The following is a 22,317-nucleotide window of genomic DNA, read 5'->3' as shown; positions in this document are numbered from 1 at the left end:
CATTGCGGCCGCCTCTGGAGGGCACCACTGTTGCACGCGCGCGCCCGTCCCGCCAGCGCGGGAGCGGCGATCACCAGTCTCAGCCCCGCTCTCGCCGACCGTCTCGTCACCGTCAGCGTCGCGCTGTTCGCGCTCGCCTACGCAGTCTTCTTCTCCTTTCTGTCGCTCCACCGCCACAGCGTCTACGAGACCGACGCCTTCGACCTCGCCAACATGGAGCAGGCGCTCTGGAATACGACCCAAGGCCGGCCGCTCGACTTCACCAACTTCGAGGGATTGACCAACCGGCTCGGGGCGCATGTCGAGCCGATGCTGCTTTTCATCGCGCCGATCTATGCACTCGCCCCGCGACCCGAGACGATCTTGATCCTGCAGAGCGTGGTGATCGCGCTCGGCGCGCTGCCGATCAGCTGGCTGGCGCGCGAACTGCTGCGCTCCCGGCTCGCGGCGCTGATCTTTCCCCTTGCCTACCTCCTCTTCCCGGCGCTTCAAGCAGCGAACCTGTACGACTTCCACGCCGTGACGCTGACAGCGGCGCTGCTCGCCTTCGCCTTCTGGTTCGCCCACCGCCGCAACGCGCTCGGCTACTGGGCCGCGGTCGTGCTGGCGCTCTCCTGCAAGGAGGATGTGCCGCTGCCGGTCTTCGTCCTCGGCCTGTGGGTGGCGGTGGGCCTCGGCTGGCGGCGCGTTGGGCTGGCAACCTCGGCACTGGCGGTTGTCTGGTTCTTCGTTACCGTCCAAGTGGTTATCCCGCACTTCAACCCGGAGAAGCAGTCGCCCTATCTCGACACGCGCTACGGGCACCTCGGAACCAACATCGCTGAGATCGCGGCGACGCTTGTGTTCAATCCGCCGTACTGGATCGCGTATGTCACGCAACCGTCGAAGCTGGAGTACATGCGCGACCTGCTGACGCCGGTCGCCTTTCTCTCGCTCTTTGCGCCGCTCGTGCTCGCGGTGCTCTCGCCGACCCTCCTGCTCATTCTGCTCTCGAGCAGCAAGCTGCAAAACACGCTCGAACTGGAGCACTACCCGGCGCCGCTGGTGCCCGTCGTCGTGGTGAGCGCGGTCTACGGCGTCGCCTTCCTCGCCCGCCAACTCGCCGCGCGCACGAGCTGGCCGTTTTCCCGCTGGACGGCCGTGTTCTCGATCGTCGTGCTGGTCTTCACCCTCGTCTACCACCGTGACCGCGGTTCGACGCCGCTCGCAGAAGATTTTGCGCTGAAAGAGCGGACAGCGCGGCACGCCCTCGCCGACCGGCTGTTGACGCTGGTGCCGGCGGATGCGGCCCTCTCGGCGACCGGCGCGCTCAATGCGCATCTTGCGGCGCGGCGGACACTGTATGTCTACCCGCGGATCGACGATGCGACGTGGGTGTTTGTCGACTTCGCGCCGTCGATCGCGCCGGTGATCAACCGCGACCGCTACGAGCACATCGAGGCGCTCCGGCGAGCCGGCTTTGGGGTAGTAGCAGCTGAAGACGGCTTTCTCATGCTCGGCAAGGGCGAACCGGACCGCGCGTCGGTCGAAGCGGCGTTTCGCCGTCCGGCGCCGGCGGGCTGGACGCCGCGCACGCCTGTTGCGGCGCGGCTCGGCCCTGTCTCGCTCGTCGGCTATACGCCCGGCTATGAGGCGCGCGCGACCGCCTCGCTCACCTTGGGGCTTCGGGTTGAGCGGCCGGGAGGCGAGGATATTCGCCTGTTCACTGTCCTGCTCGACGAGGTGGGACGGCCGCTGCCCGGCTCGGAGGCGGAGTTGGTCGCACCGATCTGGTTCCCTACCAGCCGCTGGACCCCCAACGAGATCTATCTCGTCGAGACGATGCGCTGGGGCCGGCGCAACGACCCGGGAGCGGTGCGCGTCGGCCTGATCGCCACGGGGGGCGGCAGCCCAACCAACCCGGCCGACCGGCTGCCGATCACCGTCGAGGGCGGTCCGACGCTTGTCACCGCGCGCGACGGCGTGCTGCACCTCGCGACATTTCACAGCGATGGCCGCACAATCTGGGACGCCTCTCCCTCGCGCCTGACAGCGCTGCCCGCCGGCGCGCAGCCGGTCGGCGCGGCCCTTGCTGAGGGCATCCGGTTGGAAGGCGTTCAGTTGAGCGCGACGCGGTGCGGGTCGCCCTGCTTCCTCGACGTCACTCTCTATTGGCGCACCGATCGGCGGCAGGAGACGAGCCCGAGCGTCTTTCTTCATCTCGCTGGCCCAGACGGACGGCCCGCGGCGCAGAGCGACGGTATTCCGGACGAAGGCCGCCGGCCGGTCAGCAGCTGGCTGGCGGGAGAGCTCGTCGCCGACCGTCACCGCATCGAAGCGCGGGTGCCGCCCGGCGAGTACCGCCTGCTGACCGGCTTGTACGACCCGCGCACTGGCCAGCGGCTCACCGGCCCTGCGGGCGACAGCGTCGACCTTGGGCGAGTGCGCGTCGGGCCGTGAGATGCGGCGCGCCTCCTCGGCAGCAGGCTGTCCTCCGCTGCCCACTCCCGCCCGGCAGGAGAGCGGTCTCAGGGGCGCGTGTGGCGGCGCGCTGGGAGAGACGTCCGGCCAGCGAGGCGGCGCGCAAGCAGGAGGGATGAGCCGGCAGCAGAGTGTCCGCCAAGCGGCGCTTGCGGGGATCGTGCTCCTTGGCTTCGGACTGCGCGTCGCTGGGCTCGGGCAGCAGGCGCTCTGGGTGGATGAAGCGAGCACGGTGCTGGGAGCGCGGAACAGTCTCCTTGCGCTTATTCCCTATTCGCTGACAGACACTTTTCCGCCGCTCCATTTCATGCTGCTCCATCTGCTGATGGCCGTGGCGGGTGAGAGCGAATTCGCGACGCGCTTCCTCTCGGCAGCAGCGGGGCTGCTCGTCGTGCCTGGGGTCTACCTTGCCGTCCGGGCCATCGCCGGCCCGGGGTGGGGAGCGGTCGGGGCGCTCTTTGCCGCTGTCTCGCCCTATCAGGTCTACTTCGCGCAGGAAGTGCGGGGCTACGCGCTGCTCGCTGGGCTGATGGCGCTCTCGCTGGCGCTCTGGCTTCGCCTGACCGCCGCCCCGACGCGGCGCGACCTCATTGCCTACTGGGTCGTCACGGCGGGCGCGGTCTATACGCAGTATCTCGCCGTCGGTCCCGTGGCGGTGCTGTGGGCGGTCTGGATGCTCCTCACGTGGCGCGACGCCCCGCGACGGCGAATTGCCCTGCTTGGGGTCGGGGGAGTAGCAGTGCTTTTCGCGCCGTGGGCGCTGCTCGCCGTCGGAGCGGCGCTCCAGCCGGATGTCGGCAGCCCAACGGCCGGGATCGGCAACTCGCCGATCGCGCATCTGGCGATGATCTGGCGCGCCGGCGCGCTGGAGGTCGGCCGGCTGCCGCTCGATGCTGCGCTGCGGACAACGCTGGTGGCGCTTCCGCTTGGCGAGACGATCCCGGTGGAGCCGTGGCTGCCGGCGGCGGTCGCGGTCTGGGTGCTGGCGCTGCTGGGAGCGCTGCCGTTCGGGCGCGGCTGGCCGGCGCGCGGGGCGGGGCTGGCGCTGCTGCTCTGCGTCGCGCTGCCGATCGGCGCGAGCCTGCTCACCTCGCTGCCGACGAACCGGCCGCACTGGCCGAAATACTTCATCGCCTCCAGCCCGGCCTTGCTGGCGCTGCTGGCGCTCGGCGTGCGCGCGGTCTGGGCGGCGCTGCCGAACCGCGCCGCCCCACTCGCCGCCGCAGGGCTGGTCACAGCGCTTGTCCTCTCGGCGGCGCCGGCGCTCGCCAACAACCTGAGCGACCCGCGCTACTTTCGCTCCGACTTCCGGCCGGAGATGCGACGCTTAGCGCGGCTCTCTCCGCCCGGAACAGCGCTCGTCGCCAACGGTCCGACCGCCTTCGCCGACTTCTGGTACTACTACCGCGGCGGGCTGCGGTACCTCGCGCCCGCCGACCCCGCCCTCGCTGATCAGCTCGCCAGCGCGCCGGCAGTCTGGCTGGTCAAGAACGAGCCGGTCGATTTCGACCCAGACGGCCGCATCGAGCGCTGGCTCGCCGAGCACGCCTATCGGACGGCCGACTGGTACCCGGCGAACATGCGCTTCTCCCTCTATGCTCGCGAGGGGACGCTCGTCGCCGCGGGCGAGAGCGGCGCGCGCCTCGGCGGGAGCGTCGAACTAGGCGGGTGGGCGGTTCGCCAAGCGACGCTCGGCCGGCAGGCGGCACTGCTCGTCGATCTTGAGTGGCGCGCGGTCGGGAATGTCCCGCCCGGGCTGACGACCTACCTCGCAGTGCTGGACGCAGCGGGCCGGCCATGGGCGCAGCGTGACCTGCCCGCCGGCGGGGGCTTCCGGCCGAGTGAACGGTGGCAGGGAGGCGAGACAGTGCGCGACCGGCTCGGGCTGCTACTGCCGGCGGGGATGCCGTCCGGACGCTACCGCGTGGTCGTCGGGCTGTACGGCCAGAGGGGCGCGCGGCTGCCGGCCTCGACCGGCGGCGACCGCATCCTGCTCGGCGAGTTCGCGCTCGACCTCCCAGCGGCGACGGCGGCCGAGTGGGAGGGAGGAGGCGCGCCGGTGGCGCTGGCAGACGGCGGAGCGCTGCTCGGCGCGGCGCTCGCTCCCGCCGGCGACCAGCCGGGAGCGCGGCGGCTGCTGACGCTCGACTGGGTCGCCACTGGCCATCCGGTTGAAGTGGCGCTGGTCTGGGACGGCGCCGAAGAACGCGAGTCGATCGCGCTCCCGGCCGCGCCGGCGGGCACGCTGCGCCGGACGCTGCTCTGGACGCGCCAGCCGGCAGCGCCAGGCACCTGGCGCGCCCTCGTCGGCCCGGCCGGCGGGCCGAGCCTCGTCGCGGGGACGGCGACAGTCGCGCCGCGCCAGCCGAGCCCGCCGCCGCCGGTCGACCGGCCGCTCGACCTTGCCCTCGGCGACGGTATTCGGCTCGCCGGCCTCCGGCTGACCGCCGGCGCTTGCAGCGCGGCCAGCCCGCTCGAGATCGCGCTCGTCTGGCGCGCTGAGCAGCGGCCCGCCGGCCATTGGACAAGTTTCGTCCATCTGGTGGATGAGACAGGCGCGATTGTCGCCCAGCGCGATCAGGTTCCGCGCGGCGGCGCCGCCCCGACGGGCGGCTGGATAGCGGGCGAATGGCTCGACGACCCGCAGGGGCGCTTCGCGCTGCCGCCCGGCCGTTATACCGTTGTCGTCGGGCTGTACGACGCCGACGGGGGACAGCGCCTCGTCGCGCCGGATGGGCAGGACCAGCATTCGGTGGCGGCTGTCACGCTTGGCGCGCCGTAGCTGCGCTGGCCGATACTGTGGCGTGATGGACCAGCTCCGCATCCCCGAGCGCGACGACCCGCGTCTTGCGCACTACGCGGTGCGCCTCGCTGTGCCCGGCGACGCGGCCGGCATTGCGCGCGTCCACGTCGACGGCTGGAAGACGACCTATCGCGGCATTGTGCCGGACGCGTATCTGGACCGGCTCTCCTATCGGCGGAGCTATGAGGCACGGCGGACGATGCTGGACCTGCCGCCGGCCGGCCACTGCACCCTTGTGGCGACCGACCCGATTGGCTGGGTCGTCGGCTTCGCCGACCTCGGTCCAGCGCGGGACGCCCTCGGCTTCGACGGCGAACTGTATGCGCTGTACGTCATGAAGGCGTACCAGCGTCTTGGCCTTGGCGCGTGGCTGCTGGAGACCGCCGCCCGCGCCCACCTTGCCGCCGGCCGCCGGTCGATGCTGCTCTGGGTGCTGGCAGCGAATCACCCCGCGCGCCGCTTCTACGAGGCGTTCGGAGGCGAAGCGCTCGCCACCAAACTGATTGCGATTGGCGGCGCGCCCCTCGAGGAAATCGCCTACGGCTGGCGCGACCTCGCCGCGCTCATCGAGGCTCCGTAGCGCCCGCGCCGCGCCCTGAGGACGCGCTCCCCACAGACCGTTGGCTCCGTATCGGGTGCGCCGATGCAGCTCAGCGGGAAGGGAGAGCGTGCTTGGCTGTCGATGGCCGCGGAACGGAGGCGGCGTCGAGAGAGCCGCGGTCCGCGCGCCGTCAGCATCGAGTTGGAAGCGCCGCTAAGGACGAAGCGCCCGGACGATCGCGTGGTGCACGACCTGCCGGGTTACCGGCACGTGGACGACAAGCGGACGTCTGCCATCGGCGGCGGCCAGGGCGGCGCGCAGCGCCTCCGCGCTCTCGGCACGAACGGCTTGGCAGCCGAGCGACGCTGCGACGCGAACGAGGTCGGGCGTGTCGAACAGCGCGAGGCGGGTCGGCAGCCCTTCGGCGGCGAGGAGGTGGAGCTCCGCGCCGTAGGCTCGGTCGTCGAGCACGACAACGATGATCGGAATGCGCTCGCGGGCGGCCGTCTCGAGTTCCGGAAGGCGCATCAGGATGCCACCGTCGCCTTCGACGATGAGGGTCGGCTGCTCCGGCCGGGCGACTGCCGCGCCGATCCCCGCGACCGTCGGAACGCCCACGCAGCACGGCCAGCCTCGACGCCGCAGGAAGCTGCGCCGATATCGCGCGTGACGGGCAGCTACGTCGTGGGCTGATTCGCCCAAGCGAGCAATGACTCAAAGAGAAGCGCGCCGAACATGCTGGAGACGCCGAACAGCGGGAGAATGAGCGGGTCGCGCGTCAGGTACCCGGCGACGACGAGCAATCCAAGGTAGACCAGCGAGCCGGGGATGGTGACCAGCAGCCAAAGAAGCTGAGGCGGCGCCATCAGGACGCGGAGCATCGGAACACAGACGAGGACAAAGAGAAGATTGAGGGCGGGATCCGAACGAAACGGGGAAGCAGGTTGCCCGGAGGGCTCAAACACCGAGAAAAGGAGGATCCACGTCACAAAGCAACTGAAAGCGTAGAAGCCGATGACCCCCAGCCGGACGAGGCCGCGCCAGCCTTGGAAGCGCGTCCCCGCAAAGATCCATCGTCCTATCGCGAACGCGAGGCAGCCATACATTTTCTGGTAGTTTACTTTATTACTAAAGACGATCAAGAATAGCGCGAGAGGCGCCGGGAGCGCACGCCTTCCGCCGTTTGGCGCGTCTGGGCTCGGCGCAGTCTTCTCGAAAGGCGCGCTGGTGATGGACCGCCGCCGCACGCCGCTCCCTGATGGCCCGTGGCCGCCGCGCCGGCCGCCGCCTTGCCCGGGGACAGTTGGCCGCGAGCAGCCTCTCCTGACGGTGGGGTCATTGCGCCGGGCGTCCGCCGGCGAGGAGACGGCGCAGCCCGGCGAGGGGGATGGCGACCCAGTCCGGGCGGCTGTGCAGTTCATACTCGACCTCGTAGAGCGCCTTCTCGAGGAGGAAAAGGTCGAGCAGGGCGGCAGTCTCGGCGGCAGCGCGGGGGAGGAAGGGCGCGCCGTGGGCGCGGTCGAGGTAGGCCGCGAGGTAGGCTGCGCTCGCCCACGCGCGCCACGCCTCCGCCCACGGGCTGCCCGCGCCCGCAGCGGCGGCCGCGTAATCGAAGGAGCGGAGCATCCCGGCAACATCGCGCAAGGGCGAGCGTTTTGCCCGCCGCTCGGCAAGCGGACGCGCCGGCTCGCCCTCGAAGTCGATGATCACCGGCTCGCCGGCACGGAGGAGCGTCTGGCCGAGATGGAAGTCGCCGTGACAGCGGGTCAGGAGCGGCGGGGCCGGCGCGGCCGCGAGGATGGCGGCGACCCGATCGCCTGCGGCGAGGACGGCGTCGGCAGCGGCGCGAGCAGCAGGCGGCAGGGAGCGTCCGGCAAGGAGTGTCGGGAGGCGCGCCCAGCGGTCGAGCAGCGCGGCTGCAGCGGCCTGCTGCTGGGCCGGCGCGGGAGGCTCGGGCGCAAACGCCGGGTCGTCGGGAGCGCTCGCGAGCGTCAGGTGCAGTTCGGCGGTGACGACGCCAAGCCGGCGGATGAAGACGAGCGAACTGCCGAGCGCGCGCTCGATTGCGCTCGGCAGCGGCGGGGGCGGCACAAGCGGTCCTGCCGGCGCGGCAGGCGCGGGCTCGCCTGCGCGGCAGCGCACGAGGCGGCCGATCAGGGCGAGGGCCGCTGTCCAGCCGTCCTCTGCATCGGGAATGAGGTCGTGGAGCACGGCGAGGCTGACCGGCTCGCCGACAGCGGGACGGAACTCGATCCACCCGCGCACGGCCGGCGTCGCCGGAAAGCGGCGCGCGGTGAGAAAGCGGCCGACCTCGACGTCCGGATTGATCCCGGGCATGAGGCGGCGGTACAGCTTCAGGATCAGCTGGTCGCCGTAGCGGATCGAACTGTTGCTCTGCTCGGCGCCGAGCAGCCGGGGCGTCAGGTCGCCGGCCGGCAGCGGTGCGTCCCGCCCGGCGATGAGCATCCCGCCCGGCCCGCTGACCCGTCGCTCGTCGGCAATCAGATCCAGCAGGGCAGCAGCAAAGGCAGGGTCGCCCACCGCGTCGATGAGCATGGCGTCGCCCTCCGGCGTGTGGAGGAGAGCGAGCAGCGCCGTCTCGGGGATCGCGTCCGGCTGGCCGGCCGGGACGGTGAGGAGCGGCAGCAGATAGTCCTCGCGGCTCCCGTCGAGGTAGCGCACGCCCACCACTGTCAGGCGCGCCGTCCGCTCGCCGACCGGCAGCGCTGCCAGCGGAGTGACGGTCAGCGCAGCGAGCGCGCGCGCCTTGCCGGCGTACCACCGCAGCGCCGGCAGCCGCGCCGCAAGCGCCGGGCCGAGCCGGTCGCCGGGAAGCAGCGCGTCGAGGCTGCCGCTGAGCGCCGGCAGAATGCTCATTCCGCGGGCTCGATAAGGAAGATGTGCGCGGGGAGAACGTGGGGGTTCAGTTCGACGTAATTGTGGGGACCGCGCCAATGGTAGCGCGCCTCCGTCAAGAGGTCGCGCACCACAAACGCCTGATCCCAAGCGAGGCCGAGCTCCGGCATGGCAAGGCGCGTCCAGCCGGCTTGGGTGTGGACGGGATCGAGATTGACGACGACAAGGATGACATTCTGCCCGGACGGATCGCGCTTGCTGTAGATCAGGAACTGGTCGTTGTCGCTGTCGTGGAAGCGGATGTCGTTGTATTGGAGGGCCGGCTCAGCGCGGCGGATGGCATTGACGCGGGCGATCAGCGGCTTCAGGCTGTCGGGACGGTCGAGGTCCCAGTGCTTGATCTCGTACTTCTCGGAGTGGAGGTACTCTTCCTTGCCCGGCGCGACGGCGACGTGCTCGCCCAACTCGAAGGCCGGGCCGTAGATGCCGTAATTCGAGGAGAGGGTGGCAGCAAGGATCAGCCGGGCCATAAATGCCGGCCGGCCGCCGTGCTGCAGCTGCTCGGTCAGGATGTCCGGCGTGTTCGGCCAGAAATTCGGCCGGAAGAACTCGCGTACCGGCCCCTGGGTCAGTTCGGTCAGGTACTCGGTCAGCTCCCAGCGGGTCGTCCGCCAGGCGAAGTAGGTGTAGGACTGGGTAAAGCCGAGCTTCGCGAGGTGATACATCACCTTCGGGCGGGTAAACGCCTCGGAGAGGAAGATCGTCTCGGGATAGCGTCGGCGGATCTCGGCGATTAGCCATTCCCAGAAGCGAAACGGCTTGGTGTGCGGATTGTCGACGCGGAAGATGCGGACCCCCTGCTCGCACCAGAATTCGACGATGCTGAGCAGCTCGCGCCAGAGCGCCCAGCGGTCCGGCTCGGGCAGCTCAAACTCGAAGGGGTAGATATCTTCGTACTTTTTCGGCGGGTTCTCGGCGTACTGCACCGTGCCGTCAGGCCGCCAGCGGAACCATTCGGGATGCTCTTTGACGTACGGATGGTCGGGCGAGCACTGGAAGGCGAGGTCGAGCGCAATCTCGAGGCCGCGCGCCTTGGCCGCGGCGAGCAGCCGCCGAAAGTCCTTCAGCGTCCCCAGCTGGGGATGGATCGCCTTGTGGCCGCCCTCGGCGCTCCCGATCGCCCAGGGGCTGCCGGGGTCGCCGGGCGCGGCAACAGGGGCATTGTTCCTGCCCTTGCGCTTGGTCGTTCCGATCGGATGGATCGGCGGGAGATAGAGCACATCGAAGCCCATCTCGGCGACATAGTCGAGGTGGCGCTCGAGGTCGGCGAAGGTCCCATGCTCCCCGGGCGTGGCGGCGTAGGAGCGCGGAAACAGTTCGTACCAGGCGCTGAACCGCGCGCGCTCGCGGTCGACCCAGACCGAAAGGTCGCGGGGGTAGCGGCTCGCTCCGGTGCGGTCGGCCCAGCGGCGCATCAGCGCGGCAAGCTGAGGCGAGAGCGCTTTGTCGAGCGCGGGCGCGCGGCCGGCGCGGAGTGTCCGAGCGGCAGCGGCAAGAAGCTTGGCGTCGCGGCCCGTCGCCCGGGCGGCAGCCGCGTCGACGAGACGCGCCCCGATCTCGAGGTCGACGCGAACATCCTGCCCGGCGGCGACGCGCTTGGCGAGGTCGCTCGCCCAGGTGGCAAAGCAGTCGCGCCACGCGATGATGGTGTAGCGATACTCGCCGAGATGCTCGACGGGAAAGGCGGCGCGCCAGCGGTCGTTGCCGATCGGGGTCATCGGCACGTGGCGGCGGCGGCCATCGCCATGCCACACGATAAGGTCGGCAGCGATCTGCTCATGCCCGTAGGTGAAGATATCGGCTTCAACGACGACCTGCTCCCCCACCGTGCGCTTGATCGCGAAGCGGCCGGCGTCGATCTCGGGCCAGACCCCCTCGATGACGACAGACTGCGCCTCCGGCGGCAGAACGGTTTCTGCGCGCTCCGGCAGCGCTTGGGCGGCGATGTCCAGCATGGATGGCTCCTCTGGCGCGGTCGGCAGCGCCGCGCGCTCCTTCCTGCCGCGCTGCGGCCGCACTTCCAGGATAGCCGACCGCGCTTCTCTTGGCGCCAGCCGCTGCCCGAGCGCGCCGTTCGCCCTCGATGCGCGCGAGGAGTGTCGCGGTCCTGAGAACGCGGCGGGCGCACGCAGCCAGCGGGGCACCGGCTTCGCTGCTGCGCAGCCCCTGCTGGCCGGGCGGTGGAGCCGCGCCGCTTCAGCTGGAGCGAGGGGGTGAGCGCCAGCACCCGGGGCACGACTTCGCCCCGCGCAGCCCCGCTTGACGCCTCGGAAAGAGCGTGCTATCAGTAGGGTACGCACAGGCGCGCCCTGTGCGTTCGTGCGTCTTGGAGCGATCGCTCATGCACCTGGACTGGCAGCCAGCGTTCCCTCGCGCCGGCTTCCCCGCCGGCCGGATCGCCACGCGATCCCGCATCCCCATTCGCTAGCTCGGTCGCGACCGCCGGGCACGCCCCGAGCGCGCGGCCGAGCGGGTCCACTGGACCAGGCTGGTTCACGCTTTGCTGTCGTTGAGCTCCCTCGCGCCGCAGGGAAGCAGCGCACCACCAAACCGACAGCTCCCTCTCCCCCGAGCGGGAGAGGCCAGGGGTGAGGGCCCAATGCCGCCAACCAACAGAATTCGACGGTTCGACCCCCCTCGCGCCGCCGTGCGCGCCCGCGAACTGCGGCGCAGCCAATCGCCCGTCGATGCGCGCTTCTGGGCGGCGGTCCGCAACCGGCCGGTGGACGGGCTGAAGTGCCGGCGGCAGCATCCAATCGGGCCGTCCAGCGCCGACTTCGTCTGCGCGGCCGCCCGCGCGCGCTTCCTCGAAGGGCGAGGCTATCGCGTTCGCCGGTTCACGAACGCCGAGGAGATGCAGGCGATGGGCGCCGTCGGGCGGGCGATTTTGGCGGCCGGCCTCGCGACCGAACGCGAAGGGCCTCCTGCGCGCCCTCACCGTGCTCCGCTCCCGCACGCGGGCGCCACCCTCACCCGAACTCTCTCTCCCAAACAGGAGCGGGAAGCGTGGAGGATCAATGTTTCGTGACGTGTCGAGCCGAGTGAACTTCCCCGAGATCGAGACGCGCATCCTCGCGTTTTGGAAGGAGCGGGAGATCTTCGCCAAGAGCATCGAGCAGCGACGCGATGCTCCCGAGTTTGTCTTCTACGAGGGGCCGCCGACGGCGAACGGCCGGCCTGGCGTTCATCATGTTCTGGCACGGGTGTTCAAGGACCTCTTTCCGCGCTACAAGACGATGAAGGGCTACCGCTCGGAGCGCAAAGGCGGCTGGGACACCCACGGCCTGCCGGTCGAACTGGAGGTCGAGAAAGAGCTCGGGCTGACCTCGAAGCGCGACATTGACGCCTACGGCGTCGCCGAGTTCAATGCGCGCTGTAAGGAGAGCGTCTTCCGCTACGTCCAAGACTGGGAGAAGATGACCGACCGGATCGGGTTCTGGATCGACATGACCGATCCCTACGTCACCTTCCACAACGGCTACATCGAGAGCTGCTGGTGGATCCTGAAGCAGTTCTGGGAGAACGGCCTGATCTACCGTGACTACAAGGTGACGCCGCACTGCCCCCGCTGCGGCACCTCGCTCTCCTCGCACGAGGTCGCGCTCGGCTACGACGAGGCCGATGACCCCTCGGTCTACGTCCGCTTCCGCCTCCTGCCCGGGCAGAGCTCGCCAGCCGCAGCGCTGACCGAGGCGCTTGCGGGCGACCGGCCGGTGTCGCTCCTGGTCTGGACAACGACACCGTGGACGCTGCCGGCGAATGTCGCCGCCGCAGTCAACCGGAGCGCCGACTACGCGCTCGTCGAGAGCGTCGGGGCCGACGGCCAGCCGGAATATCTCGTGCTGGCAGCGGCGCGCGTTGAGGCGGTGACCGGCGGGCGCGCGGCGGCAACCTTTCCCGGCTCGGCCCTGATCGGGCTGCGCTACCAGCCGCTCTTCCCGCCGGCAAGCCCGCCGGAGCAGCCGGCGTGGCGCGTCGTCGCCGGCGACATGGTGAGCGGCCCGGCGCTCGACGACGAGCCGGCGAAGCCGTTCGTCTCGCTTGAAGACGGCACCGGCATCGTCCACCTTGCGCCGGCCTACGGCGCGATCGACCTCGAGGTCGGCCGCGCCGAGAACCTGCCGCTCCTCCACACCGTCGACCTGAAGGGCGAGGTGACGGGCGTCGACCCGGCATTCGACGGCCGCTTCATCAAGGACGCCGACCCGCTCATCACCGAGCGGCTGCGCGAACGCGGCCTGCTCTATCGCGCTGAGCGCTACCTCCACCGCTACCCCTTCTGCTGGCGCTGCAGCACGCCGCTCATCTACTACGCCAAAACCTCGTGGTACATCCGCACCACCGCCCGCAAAGCGGAACTGCTGCGGAACAACAGCCGGATCAATTGGTACCCGGAGCACATCAAGGAGGGACGCTTCGGCAACTGGCTGGCGAACAATGTCGACTGGGCGTTCTCCCGCGAGCGCTACTGGGGCACGCCGATCCCGATCTACAGCTGTGAGTCGTGCGGCGCCTACGACTGCATCGGCTCGGTGCGCGAACTGGAAGAACGGTCAGGGCGCGACCTTTCGGGCCTCGACCTGCATCGGCCGTATGTCGACGAGGTGACGATCGCGTGCGCGAGCTGCGGCGGCACGGCGCGGCGCATCCCTGAGGTGTGCGACGCCTGGTTCGACTCGGGCGCGATGCCCGTCGCCCAGTGGCATTATCCCTTCGAGAACGAAGAGACGTTCCGCAAGAAGTTTCCGGCCGACTTCATCTGCGAGGGGATCGACCAGACGCGCGGCTGGTTCTACACCCTGCTCGCTGTCTCTACCTTGCTGTTCGATGAGCCGTGCTACCGCAACGTCATCTGTCTCGGCCTTATCCTCGACGCAAAGGGCGAGAAGATGAGCAAATCGCGCGGCAACGTGGTCGACCCCTGGACCATCCTCAACGTCCAAGGAGCGGACGCGCTGCGATGGTATCTCTACACCGCCGCCCCGCCCGGCAATGCGCGCCGCTTCTCCGCCGAATTGGTCGATGAGTCGCTGCGCAAGTTTCTGCTGACGCTGTGGAACACCTACGTCTTCTTCGTCACCTACGCCAACTTGGACCGCTGGACGCCGGGCGGCGACCCTGGGCAGCGCTCGGACCTCGACCGCTGGGTGCTTGCAGAACTGCACCGGACCGTGCAAACGGTCACCGAGCGGCTCGACCAGTTCGACCCGACCGACGCCGGCCGCGCAATCGAAGCGTTTGTCGACCGCCTGTCGAACTGGTATGTCCGGCGCAGCCGGCGGCGGTTCTGGAAGTCGGAGAACGACGCCGACAAGGCGGCCGCCTACGCCACCCTCTACGAGTGCCTCGTGACCACGGCGAAACTGCTTGCTCCGTTTACGCCGTTTGTGGCCGAGGAGCTGTATCAGAACCTCGTCCGGTCGCACGACGCGAGCGCTCCGGAAAGCGTGCACCTCTGCGACTATCCGGTTGCCGATGAGCAGCAGATCGATCGTCAGCTGCTCAACGACGTCGCCCTCGTCATGCGCATCGTCAGCCTTGGGCGAGCGGCGCGGGCGAAGGCGAACCTGAAGGTGCGCCAGCCGCTCCGCGTCCTCTACGTCCGGCCGAAAACGATGGACGAAGAAGCGGTGCTGACGCGGCTCAGCGCCCAGATCACCGAGGAGCTGAACGTCAAGCAGCTGGCGATTGTCCACGATGCCGGCGAGCTGTTCGACTACCGGGTTCGGCCGAACTTCCCGGTGCTTGGTCCGCGGCTTGGCAAAGCGGTGCAGGAAGTCGCCAAGGGGCTGGAGGAGCTCGACGTCGCCCATGCCGTCCGGGTCTGGCAAGGCGGGGGGACCGTCATGGTCGCCGGCCACACGCTGGGAGCGGACGATGTTGTCATCACCGCCGTCCAGCGGCCGGGCGTCGTCGCCGCGGAAGAGGATGGCTACGTCGTCGGCATCGCGACCGACCTCACCCCCGACCTGATCGCCGAAGGGCAAGCGCGCGAACTCGTTCACTTGATCCAGACGATGCGGCGCAACGCCGGCTTCGAGATTGCTGACCGAATCGAGACCGCCGTCAGCGCGTCGCCGACGCTCACCGCTGTGATCGACCGCTTCGCCGACTACATCGCCGGCGAGACCCTCTCGGTGCGGCTTGGGCCTGGCGAGGGAGCGGACGGCGCCTATCGCGAGACGCACGAGATCGACGGCGAGCCGATCACGATCGCGCTGCGGCGGGTGTGAACGGCAGCTGCGGCGGCGCGCGACGTTCCGCCCCACGGCGCGGCCACCCAGCGGGGACGCCGGCCGCCTACTCCCGGGCGGTGGGGGCAGCGCGCACCGCCGAGGCCGGCTCCCCGCCCGGTGCACCTCGAGGGGGCGGTGCCGTCTGCAAACGCGCCTGCCAGCGCTTGACGAGCTGGTAGACCGCCGGCGCGCCGTGAAGTTCCGGCGGCGGCTCATCGCCATCGAGCCAAGCGGGATAGAGAAGAAACGGCTGATTCTGCGTCCCGCCGAGCCCCCCGTGCGAGCCGACCAGCTCTTCGAAGGCGGCGACCTCGTCCGTCTGGGGGTCGTAGAGGCTGTTGACGACGAGGTCGCCGCAATTTGGATAGCTCGCGAGCTCCGCGAGGTAGCGCGCCGCGTTCGGACCGAAGAGAGACAGCGGGTCGTCGCCGTCCACCTCGCCGCTGCGGAGATAGTGGACGCCGTTCTTGCCGAGGACAATCGGGCCGTGCTGCTCGGAGAGGGCGAGGACAAATGCGATGCCCGGGTGTGCCCGTAGCCCCTCGAGAAGACGGGGATGAAGCCGGAGCAGCGCCTCGACGGTCAGCCGTTCGGCGACGTCGATGAAGTAGATGTGGGCGAGATTGCCGGACGGACAGACGATGACATTCCCGAGCTCGCTCGCTCGGGTTTCGCGCTCGCCGATCCGCACCTCACCGCTTTCGATCTGCCCCCCAAGGAGACGCTGGAGCAACCGCGAGCGCCAGCTGTCTTCCATCATCAGCTCGGTGAGAGCGAGGTTCAGGTTGGCGAGGCCCTCGTCGGCGGTGTCGGTCGTCTGCGTGGTGTGCTGGTCATCGGCGATCAGCGTATCGACCAGGTCGGCTAGGCGATAGCCGTACCGCTGGCGGAAGGTTGCGCCTTGGCTCTGGCCATGGTCAGAGAGAACGACGATCGCGTAGCGCCGGTCGGTGAAGGCCGCAGCGTCCGCGATATGGCGGATCTGGCGGTCGATCTGGCGGAGGATGCGCAGCGAATCGGGCCGTTCGATCCCGGCGTGGTGCGCCACTTCGTCGTAGCTGACGAGAGTGGTATACGCCGCGGAGACCCCTTCGAACATCTTCTGGATGAGCAGGTATTCGCTCAGCCGGGGCAGGAGCACCGTTGTGGCAGCGCGGATGATCGGATAGGGGAAGCCGCGGTGCACCCGCGGCTGGACATTCCTCAGGCGCTGGCGCCAGCCTTCCCACAGTTCGACGCCGATCTCAAGCAGCATACTGAGGAGCGCCAGCTGGATCGTGTTGGCCTGAGCGAAATAGCCGTACAGGTTGCCCGCCTGCGGAAGTACGCCGCGCCGCTTGTCGCCGACCGTGGTGAAGTTGAGCACCACTTGGTCGGCATCGCCGTGCGCCCAGTTATTCATGCTGAACCCGCGCTCCTTGAGCAGCCCGTCGCCGGTGACATTGGGCTGGAGGATGAGGCTGGCATCGCGGGCGCGGTTCGAGACGAGAAGGCGCCGGAGTTTTTTGTCATAAAAGCGAAAGGCGGGGATGGCGAAATGGGCGCCGTGAAGGATGCCCGCCTGCATCGATGAGGTTTGGGCGGGCAGGCTCGTCTCCCAGGCGACAAGGCGATACGTTCCCTCGTCGAGCCACCGCTTGAGGGTCGGCATCCAGCCGCCGGCGATGGCGCGGCGCAAGATCGGTTCGGCGAGCCCGTCGATCTCGATCAGGATAAGGCCGGGCGGCGCGTTCGGGTCGGCGTGGCTTGGCCGACGGGCGAAGCGCCGGATGGCGGCATACTCATGCGCTTCGCGGCTCGGGCCGTGAAGCACAATCGCCGTCGCCGTCGCGGTGCAAATGGCGAGCACGAACGAAAGGAGAAGCGCTGTCCAGAAGTCGGCAATCTGAAAGCCGGGAACGACCGCTCCGACAAGGAGGACCAGCAGGCCGTTGAGCAGCAGTCCGGGCACGCCAAGCGTCAGCAGGTTGAGCACGAGGGTGAGGCGGATAATCAGCGGACGGACGAGCGCGTTGAGGAGACCGATGAGAATGACCGCAGCCGCGCCCGACTGGAAATCGGCGACGCGCAGGCCGGGAAGCACGAGGGAGAGCAGCCAGATGACGGCGACGGTGACGAGCAGGTCGACGAGGTAGAGCAGCGCCGTGCGCAGCGGCCCGGCGCCGAGGTTTAGCACGCCAGCCATCGGACATCCGCGAGGACCGGCAGATGATCCGAGCCGGCATCCGGCCCGACGTGGGCGGAGACCGCTTCAAGGTGGGACGACAGCCAGATGTAATCGAGCCGGAGCAGCGGGAGGAGGGGAATGCGCCCGAGGCGGAGCGGAAAGGTCCGCCCGAAGCCGCGGCCGGCGGCGAGAAACGCATCGACCAGCCCGGCAGCGGCGACGCGCCGATATTGGGCCTGGAAGCGGGTCATGTTGAAGTCGCCGAGAAGCACGAGCGGGAGGTCGTGAGCGAGCAGGCTGATCAGCCGCTCGAGCTGAACACGCGTGTGCGCGCTCGGCTGGAGCCCGCGCGCCACCAGCCGCGGCGGCGCGGGATGAACGACCGCAACGTGCAGCGGGTAGCCCCGAACATCGAGGGTGGCGCGCAGATCCGGCCGCCCGGGATGACTGTGGATCTGCCCTCCTTCAAGAATGGGGTAGCGGCTGAGCAGCCCTTTGCCGGGGATCCCTGCGCCGTGCAGGAGCTGATAGGGGTAGTCCTCCGCTAACTCGTCGCGCAGCCCCGCCTCCTGGTCGGCAGTCAGCTCCTGCAGGCCGACGATGTCGGCCTCACTGGCGCGTACGACTTCAGCGAGCCGACGGGGGAGCGCCAATCCGTTCCCAACGTTGTAGGTCATCACGCGGACAGTAGGCGAAGGCGGCAGAGCGCGCTCCCGTTTTCTCGTCTTTATCTGTATTGTAGAGAGGGGAAGCGGCAGAGGGGAGAAGAAGCGCCCCCGCAGACGAGCGGCCTAGCGCCTCGCTTTTGGACGAGGCGGACGATGACGCGGCGCGCGATGCCCCGAAGACCGGACAGGCGGCGGAGAGGCAGCCCTGCGCTCGCGAACGCGCTCCGGCCGCGCAACTGTCGGCCGGAGGGGACGGCCCTTGATCGTCGTCGCACGGAGCGCCTCCAGAATGCGCTCGACGCGGTCTTCCGGCACCTCGACGACCGTGACGGTGTCGGAGATATCGATTGCCCCGATCTCGCGGCCGGGGATATCCGCCTCGTTGGCGATCGCGCCGACGATATCCCCCGGCCGGACGCCGGCGCGCCGGCCGACGTCGAGGAACAGCCGGACCATCCCCGGCTCGCTCTCGACCGCTGCCTCGAGCGGCGGCAGGTCCACGGGCAGCGGACGCTCTGCTTCAACGGCCAGTTTCGCCGCCGCAGCTGCGATCTCGGCGATCGAAAACTCCTCGCTCAAGCGCTCGACAAGGAGCAGATAGGGCTCGTAATTCGCCTCTTTGAGGGTGCGGCGCAGCGTCTCTTCGAAGGCGTCGACCCGCCGGGCGATGACGTCCGCGGCCGTCGGCAGACGCATCGGCGCGATCTTCCGACCGATCGCCCGCTCGATGAACCGCAGCAGGCGGATCTCGCGCGGGGTGACGAAGGTGATGGCAACCCCATAATGCCCTGCGCGGCCGGTGCGGCCGATGCGGTGGACATAGGCTTCCGGGTCTTCGGGGATATCGTAGTTGATGACGTGGCTGACGCCGGCGATATCGAGCCCGCGCGCGGCAACATCGGTTGCGACGAGGAGCTCTGTCATGCCTTCGCGAAAGCGGCGAAGCACCCGTTCGCGCATCTGCTGGCTCAGGTCGCCGTGGAGCACATCGGCCGCATAGCCGCGGCCGGCGAGGCTTTCGCCGAGATCGTCGACCTCGCGCTTGGTGCGGCAGAAGATCATCGCGGAACTTGGGGTCTGAACGTCCAAAATGCGGGTGAGCGCATCCAGCTTCGCCGCGGCAGCGACCTCGACATACCACTGGTCCGTTTGCGGCAGGGTCAGTTTCTCCGGCGCGATGCGGATGTGCGCCGGCTCACGCAAGGAGCGCTCGGCCAGCGCGACGATGCGCGGGGGCAAGGTGGCCGAGAAGAGCGCGATCTGGCGCGGCGGGGGAACCTGGTCGAGGATGGATTCGACGTCCTCGATGAACCCTAGGCTGAGCATCTCGTCGGCTTCGTCGAGCACGACAACGGTAGCGGCGGAGAGATCGAGCGTCTCCCGACGCAAGTGGTCGAGGACACGCCCAGGGGTGCCGACGACGACGTGAGCGCCGTGGCGAAGGCCGCTGATTTGGCGCGCATAGCTTCGTCCGCCGTAGATAGGCAGCACGTCGATGCCGCGATAGCGTCCGAGCCGATGGATGTGCTCGGCGACCTGAACGGCAAGCTCGCGCGTCGGGACGAGGATAAGCGCTTGGACAGCGCGGACGGCGGGGTCGATCCGCTCGAGGATCGGGATGGCGAAGGCGGCGGTTTTGCCTGTGCCGGTCTGCGCCTGGCCGAGGACATCGCGGCCGGCAAGGAGCAGCGGGATCGTCTGCGCTTGGATCGGTGTCGGCGCTTCGAAGCCGAGTTCGGCGATGGCGCGCAGGATGGGGGGGCTGAGGCCGAGCTCGGCGAATGGGGTTGGCATGACTGGTGCTCCTCTCGCGGCTGTTCCGCGGGTATCGAATGATAGGGGCGGCGAGACGGGCCCGCTCAGGGGGGAAGAGCACGGTCCCTCGCGCAGCCTTTCTGCGCGGCGGCGCGGGGATGACCGCGGGAGGACGGGCGCCGACTGCGATCAGAGGAGACGCTGGTAGCGATACTCGCGTCCCTCGTACAAGTTCGTCTTCAGCGCCTCGTAGAAAAGCGCGGTTTGCTCTTCGCCAAGGAAGCGAGCATACCCGTAATAGCCGAGGTTGCCCAGCATCCCGAGTTCGGGCACGGCGTTCGGCGCTAGGCCGTAAAAGAAGACCTCCCGCCCGAGGAAGTAATGCTCGCTGGCGACGGCGCCGTGCTCTTCCATGTTGTAGGCGCCATAGGCGCTCGCGCTCTCGAACGTCAGCCGCCCGGAGCGATCCCGCGTGATGATGGAAGCATATACCCGCTCAAGGTCGGCTTGGGTCCGCATCCCGGTGGGACGGAACAGCGCTTCGTAGGAGTCGCGCCGCTCGAGGTTGCTCACTTTATGGGTCAGCTCGTGGACGATTACCGACCGCGAGTAGGCCCGGCCGCGAGCATTCACCGGGAAGGAGCCGATCAAGAACAGAACCACCGGGTCGGTGCTGAAATAGGGGCGCATCTCGGCGGCAATCGGGAAGCCGCGCGCTTGGTCGACCTGGCGCACCAGTCCAAGGTGGACATAAAGCGGCTCGCCGCTGCGGCGGTCGATGCGCCCGCGGTAGAACGTCTCGGGCAGAAGGCGAAACGTCTCGTCGAGCACTTGGATGCGTTCGTCGTCCCAGTCGATGACGAGATCGCGGCCATCGGGACCGGGGTTGATCAGGCGGCGGTCGTGGTTGAGGGCGCGCGTGATCAGACGGACGTTGTAGCGCTCTTCAAACGCCTTGGCGAGCGGCGAGAGCGTGCTGGAGGAAGCCGTCGGCGCGGGAGAGGCAGGAGGCGGCGCGGTCAGCAGCCGGCAGCCGGAGAGGGTCAGCCCCGCCCCCGCCAGCCCGGCGGCAACCAGCGCCTCGCGTCGCGACAGGTTCATGGGAAGAATGTACTCGTGAAGCGGGCCCGCTGTCGACCGCGGCGCACGCGGCGGCGGTGCGCCCGTCGCTGCCCTACGCAGACGCCAGAGAAGAGCCGAACGAAACGAATAGGAGCGGCCGCGTTGCCTCCAGCGGATGACCGTCCTCGCCGAGGTCCGGGCTGAAGCAACTGAGCTATCGGGTTCTTCCGGCCGCACTGTTTGCGCTTGTCAACGTCGCGCTGATCGGCTACGGCTGGCGCTTGCGGAATCGGCCGGGCTGACGAGGGTTTCTCGGCTTTGTCCTGAGCGGCTTGGTGCGGGAGATCAGCCAGGTCGTTCATGTCGGCGGCACAACGATCCCCGTCGAGCTGAGCGCGCTCGGGGTGAAAGCCGCGGCTGGCGGCGGGCTGACAGTCGCCTGTTTCGCGTTCGTCGCGGAGCGCCGGTCATGGGAAATGGGATCTCTCGGCGCTCGATGACCCTCCTTGTCGCGCTGGCGCTGCTGCTGGTGTTCAATCCGGAGGAAGTGGTGCTCGGCCGCATCGAGGTGAGGGCGCTTGAGGGCGTGAGCGAGCTCGTCTATGAGCGGGGGCCGGCAGAGCTCGCCGGCATCCTGTACTCGCTGTCGGGCGGACTGGTGCCGAAAGCGGTGACGCGCGCCCCCGCGCCGTATCGATGGCAGACCGCGCCGCTCCTAATCGGGATTGTGTTCCCGTGGTTTCTCCACGCTCTGCAGGTGAGCGGCCTCCTGCGCTCGCCGACGCTCGCCCCAACAACGCCGGGGATCACGGTTGCGAGCGTAGCCTTCCTCTGAGCGCCGCTCCACAATTCTCTGCTCGACCTGACCCCGATCGCGCGGGCAGCGATCTTCGCACGCATGAGCGACGGTATCGTTGTGCTCGACCGAGCGCGGCGAATTGTCGACCTCAACCCGGCGGCGAAACGGATCCTCAGCTGGCAGCTGCGCAATGCGCTCTTGGCGTTGCCGTGTCGCGTACGCTCAGAACGGCCGTGCTCGACGCCATTGCGCCGGAGCTGCGCACCCCCGTCGAGCGCCATGTGGGCTGGCTGCTTATGCTGCGCGATGTCACCGACCGCACGAGGTTGGAGCGGCAGCTTCGCGACCTAGCGTTCCATGATGCGCTGACTGGCCTCGTCAACCGATGTTCTTAGCGCGTCTAGAGCCGAGGGCGGCGAGCGCGGAGGCTGCGCGGCTGACAGTGCTGCTCGTCGACCTCGACGGGTTCAAGGCGATGAACGACCGCCTCGGCCACCACGCTGGTGATGCGCTGCTGCAGGCGGTCGCGCAGCGGCTGACCCGCTGCATGCGCGCTGAGGATGTGGGGGCGCGCTTTGGCAGCGACGGGTTCGCGATCCTGTTCCGCCCGGTCGAGCGGGAGGAGGCGCAAGCGTGTTGCTGAGCGCATTCTCCTCGCGTTTGGCGACCTCTTCTTGATCGAGATCGAGGGAAACGGGGTGCAGGTAGGATGCAGCATCGGCTACGCGCTCGGCTTCGCCGGGGCGCGGCCGGACGCTCGGCTGCGCCGCGCCGACCTCGCGCCGTACGCCGCCAAGACTACCGGCCGGAGATGCACCACGTCCTACGGTGCGGCAGCACCCTCCACGCCCCAGCGAGACGGGGAAGCGGCTCCAAGGCAGAGGAGGGCGCAGCCTATTCTCACTTGCTA

Annotated in this window: 17 protein-coding genes and 1 pseudogene; 10 read left to right on the top strand and 8 right to left on the bottom strand. The window is 69.0% G+C overall.

Features of this window, described 5'->3' with window-relative positions:
- Nucleotides 1–30: 30 nt before the first annotated feature.
- From NZ773_07660 to NZ773_07650, 3 genes are all read left to right on the top strand, one after another.
- On the top strand, nucleotides 31–2,439 hold the full coding sequence (locus NZ773_07660) for a DUF2079 domain-containing protein (protein ID MCS6801802.1): 2,409 nt from the start codon (nucleotides 31–33) through the stop codon (nucleotides 2,437–2,439).
- Between the two features lie 136 nt (nucleotides 2,440–2,575).
- Nucleotides 2,576–5,242 carry a glycosyltransferase family 39 protein gene (locus tag NZ773_07655; GenBank protein MCS6801801.1) on the top strand — a complete coding sequence of 889 codons (2,667 nt, stop codon included), beginning with the start codon at nucleotides 2,576–2,578 and terminating at the stop codon, nucleotides 5,240–5,242.
- Between the two features lie 25 nt (nucleotides 5,243–5,267).
- The gene (locus NZ773_07650) at nucleotides 5,268–5,843 is read left to right on the top strand and encodes a GNAT family N-acetyltransferase (protein MCS6801800.1); all 576 of its coding nucleotides are present in this window, start codon (nucleotides 5,268–5,270) and stop codon (nucleotides 5,841–5,843) included.
- A 174-nt stretch (nucleotides 5,844–6,017) separates the two neighbouring features.
- Here NZ773_07650 and NZ773_07645 read toward each other — a convergent pair whose 3' ends face one another.
- From NZ773_07645 to NZ773_07630, 4 genes are all read right to left on the bottom strand, one after another.
- Nucleotides 6,018–6,506 carry a thiamine pyrophosphate-dependent enzyme gene (locus tag NZ773_07645; protein MCS6801799.1) on the bottom strand — a complete coding sequence of 163 codons (489 nt, stop codon included), beginning with the start codon at nucleotides 6,504–6,506 and terminating at the stop codon, nucleotides 6,018–6,020.
- Entirely contained in the window at nucleotides 6,482–6,946 is a 465-nt protein-coding gene (locus tag NZ773_07640) for a hypothetical protein (protein ID MCS6801798.1), read from the bottom strand. The genes NZ773_07645 and NZ773_07640 overlap by 25 nt, the downstream gene beginning before the upstream one ends.
- 193 nt (nucleotides 6,947–7,139) lie before the next feature.
- A complete protein-coding gene (locus tag NZ773_07635; protein ID MCS6801797.1) occupies nucleotides 7,140–8,681 on the bottom strand; it encodes a putative maltokinase in 1,542 nt (513 codons plus the stop codon).
- Nucleotides 8,678–10,675 (bottom strand): alpha-1,4-glucan--maltose-1-phosphate maltosyltransferase, encoded by a 1,998-nt coding sequence (locus tag NZ773_07630; protein ID MCS6801796.1) that lies wholly within the window; start codon nucleotides 10,673–10,675, stop codon nucleotides 8,678–8,680. The genes NZ773_07635 and NZ773_07630 overlap by 4 nt, the downstream gene beginning before the upstream one ends.
- A 644-nt stretch (nucleotides 10,676–11,319) precedes the next feature.
- Here NZ773_07630 and NZ773_07625 point away from each other — a divergent pair.
- The gene (locus tag NZ773_07625; protein MCS6801795.1) at nucleotides 11,320–11,748 is read left to right on the top strand and encodes a DUF559 domain-containing protein; all 429 of its coding nucleotides are present in this window, start codon (nucleotides 11,320–11,322) and stop codon (nucleotides 11,746–11,748) included.
- Entirely contained in the window at nucleotides 11,738–14,953 is a 3,216-nt protein-coding gene (gene ileS, locus NZ773_07620; protein ID MCS6801794.1) for an isoleucine--tRNA ligase, read from the top strand. The genes NZ773_07625 and ileS overlap by 11 nt, the downstream gene beginning before the upstream one ends.
- Before the next feature lie 67 nt (nucleotides 14,954–15,020).
- On the opposite strand, the gene NZ773_07615 is transcribed toward ileS, so the two are convergent.
- From NZ773_07615 to NZ773_07600, 4 genes are all read right to left on the bottom strand, one after another.
- Nucleotides 15,021–17,141, bottom strand: a complete 2,121-nt coding sequence (locus NZ773_07615; GenBank protein MCS6801793.1) for a phage holin family protein — start codon at nucleotides 17,139–17,141, stop codon at nucleotides 15,021–15,023.
- Nucleotides 17,126–17,800, bottom strand: a complete 675-nt coding sequence (locus NZ773_07610; protein ID MCS6801792.1) for an endonuclease/exonuclease/phosphatase family protein — start codon at nucleotides 17,798–17,800, stop codon at nucleotides 17,126–17,128. Before NZ773_07610 ends, NZ773_07615 begins: the two co-directional genes overlap by 16 nt.
- Before the next feature lie 114 nt (nucleotides 17,801–17,914).
- A complete protein-coding gene (locus NZ773_07605) occupies nucleotides 17,915–19,585 on the bottom strand; it encodes a DEAD/DEAH box helicase (GenBank protein ID MCS6801791.1) in 1,671 nt (556 codons plus the stop codon).
- Between the two features lie 150 nt (nucleotides 19,586–19,735).
- On the bottom strand, nucleotides 19,736–20,647 hold the full coding sequence (locus NZ773_07600) for a hypothetical protein (GenBank protein ID MCS6801790.1): 912 nt from the start codon (nucleotides 20,645–20,647) through the stop codon (nucleotides 19,736–19,738).
- Nucleotides 20,648–20,943: 296 nt separating this feature from the next.
- Between NZ773_07600 and NZ773_07595 the strand changes: the two genes are divergently transcribed.
- From NZ773_07595 to NZ773_07575, 5 genes and pseudogenes are all read left to right on the top strand, one after another.
- On the top strand, nucleotides 20,944–21,108 hold the full coding sequence (locus NZ773_07595; GenBank protein ID MCS6801789.1) for a hypothetical protein: 165 nt from the start codon (nucleotides 20,944–20,946) through the stop codon (nucleotides 21,106–21,108).
- The gene (locus tag NZ773_07590) at nucleotides 21,078–21,443 is read left to right on the top strand and encodes a hypothetical protein (GenBank protein MCS6801788.1); all 366 of its coding nucleotides are present in this window, start codon (nucleotides 21,078–21,080) and stop codon (nucleotides 21,441–21,443) included. The genes NZ773_07595 and NZ773_07590 overlap by 31 nt, the downstream gene beginning before the upstream one ends.
- 51 nt (nucleotides 21,444–21,494) lie before the next feature.
- Nucleotides 21,495–21,611, top strand: a pseudogene (locus tag NZ773_07585) (PAS domain-containing protein).
- A gap of 29 nt (nucleotides 21,612–21,640) precedes the next feature.
- Complete coding sequence (locus NZ773_07580) at nucleotides 21,641–21,802, top strand: hypothetical protein (protein MCS6801787.1); 162 nt, start codon at nucleotides 21,641–21,643, stop codon at nucleotides 21,800–21,802.
- A complete protein-coding gene (locus NZ773_07575; protein MCS6801786.1) occupies nucleotides 21,793–22,050 on the top strand; it encodes a GGDEF domain-containing protein in 258 nt (85 codons plus the stop codon). The genes NZ773_07580 and NZ773_07575 overlap by 10 nt, the downstream gene beginning before the upstream one ends.
- Nucleotides 22,051–22,317 lie beyond the last annotated feature (267 nt).

This window comes from Dehalococcoidia bacterium, from assembly GCA_025054935.1.
Lineage (GTDB): Bacteria > Chloroflexota > Dehalococcoidia > SpSt-223 > SpSt-223 > JANWZD01.
Note: the sequence above shows the minus strand (reverse complement) of the source record. Positions and strands in the feature narration are given on the sequence as shown.

Bases quoted from the DNA above. Each gene is read 5' to 3' on its own strand.
- NZ773_07575 (MCS6801786.1), top strand. From the start codon at position 21,793: ATGTTCTTAGCGCGTCTAGAGCCGAGGGCGGCGAGCGCGGAGGCTGCG.
- NZ773_07650 (MCS6801800.1), top strand. From the start codon at position 5,268: ATGGACCAGCTCCGCATCCCCGAGCGCGACGACCCGCGTCTTGCGCAC.
- NZ773_07655 (MCS6801801.1), top strand. From the start codon at position 2,576: ATGAGCCGGCAGCAGAGTGTCCGCCAAGCGGCGCTTGCGGGGATCGTG.
- NZ773_07635 (MCS6801797.1), bottom strand. From the start codon at position 8,681: ATGAGCATTCTGCCGGCGCTCAGCGGCAGCCTCGACGCGCTGCTTCCC.
- NZ773_07590 (MCS6801788.1), top strand. From the start codon at position 21,078: ATGGGAAATGGGATCTCTCGGCGCTCGATGACCCTCCTTGTCGCGCTG.
- NZ773_07610 (MCS6801792.1), bottom strand. From the start codon at position 17,800: ATGACCTACAACGTTGGGAACGGATTGGCGCTCCCCCGTCGGCTCGCT.
- NZ773_07625 (MCS6801795.1), top strand. From the start codon at position 11,320: ATGCCGCCAACCAACAGAATTCGACGGTTCGACCCCCCTCGCGCCGCC.
- ileS (MCS6801794.1), top strand. From the start codon at position 11,738: ATGTTTCGTGACGTGTCGAGCCGAGTGAACTTCCCCGAGATCGAGACG.
- NZ773_07600 (MCS6801790.1), bottom strand. From the start codon at position 20,647: ATGAACCTGTCGCGACGCGAGGCGCTGGTTGCCGCCGGGCTGGCGGGG.
- NZ773_07630 (MCS6801796.1), bottom strand. From the start codon at position 10,675: ATGCTGGACATCGCCGCCCAAGCGCTGCCGGAGCGCGCAGAAACCGTT.
- NZ773_07605 (MCS6801791.1), bottom strand. From the start codon at position 19,585: ATGCCAACCCCATTCGCCGAGCTCGGCCTCAGCCCCCCCATCCTGCGC.
- NZ773_07615 (MCS6801793.1), bottom strand. From the start codon at position 17,141: ATGGCTGGCGTGCTAAACCTCGGCGCCGGGCCGCTGCGCACGGCGCTG.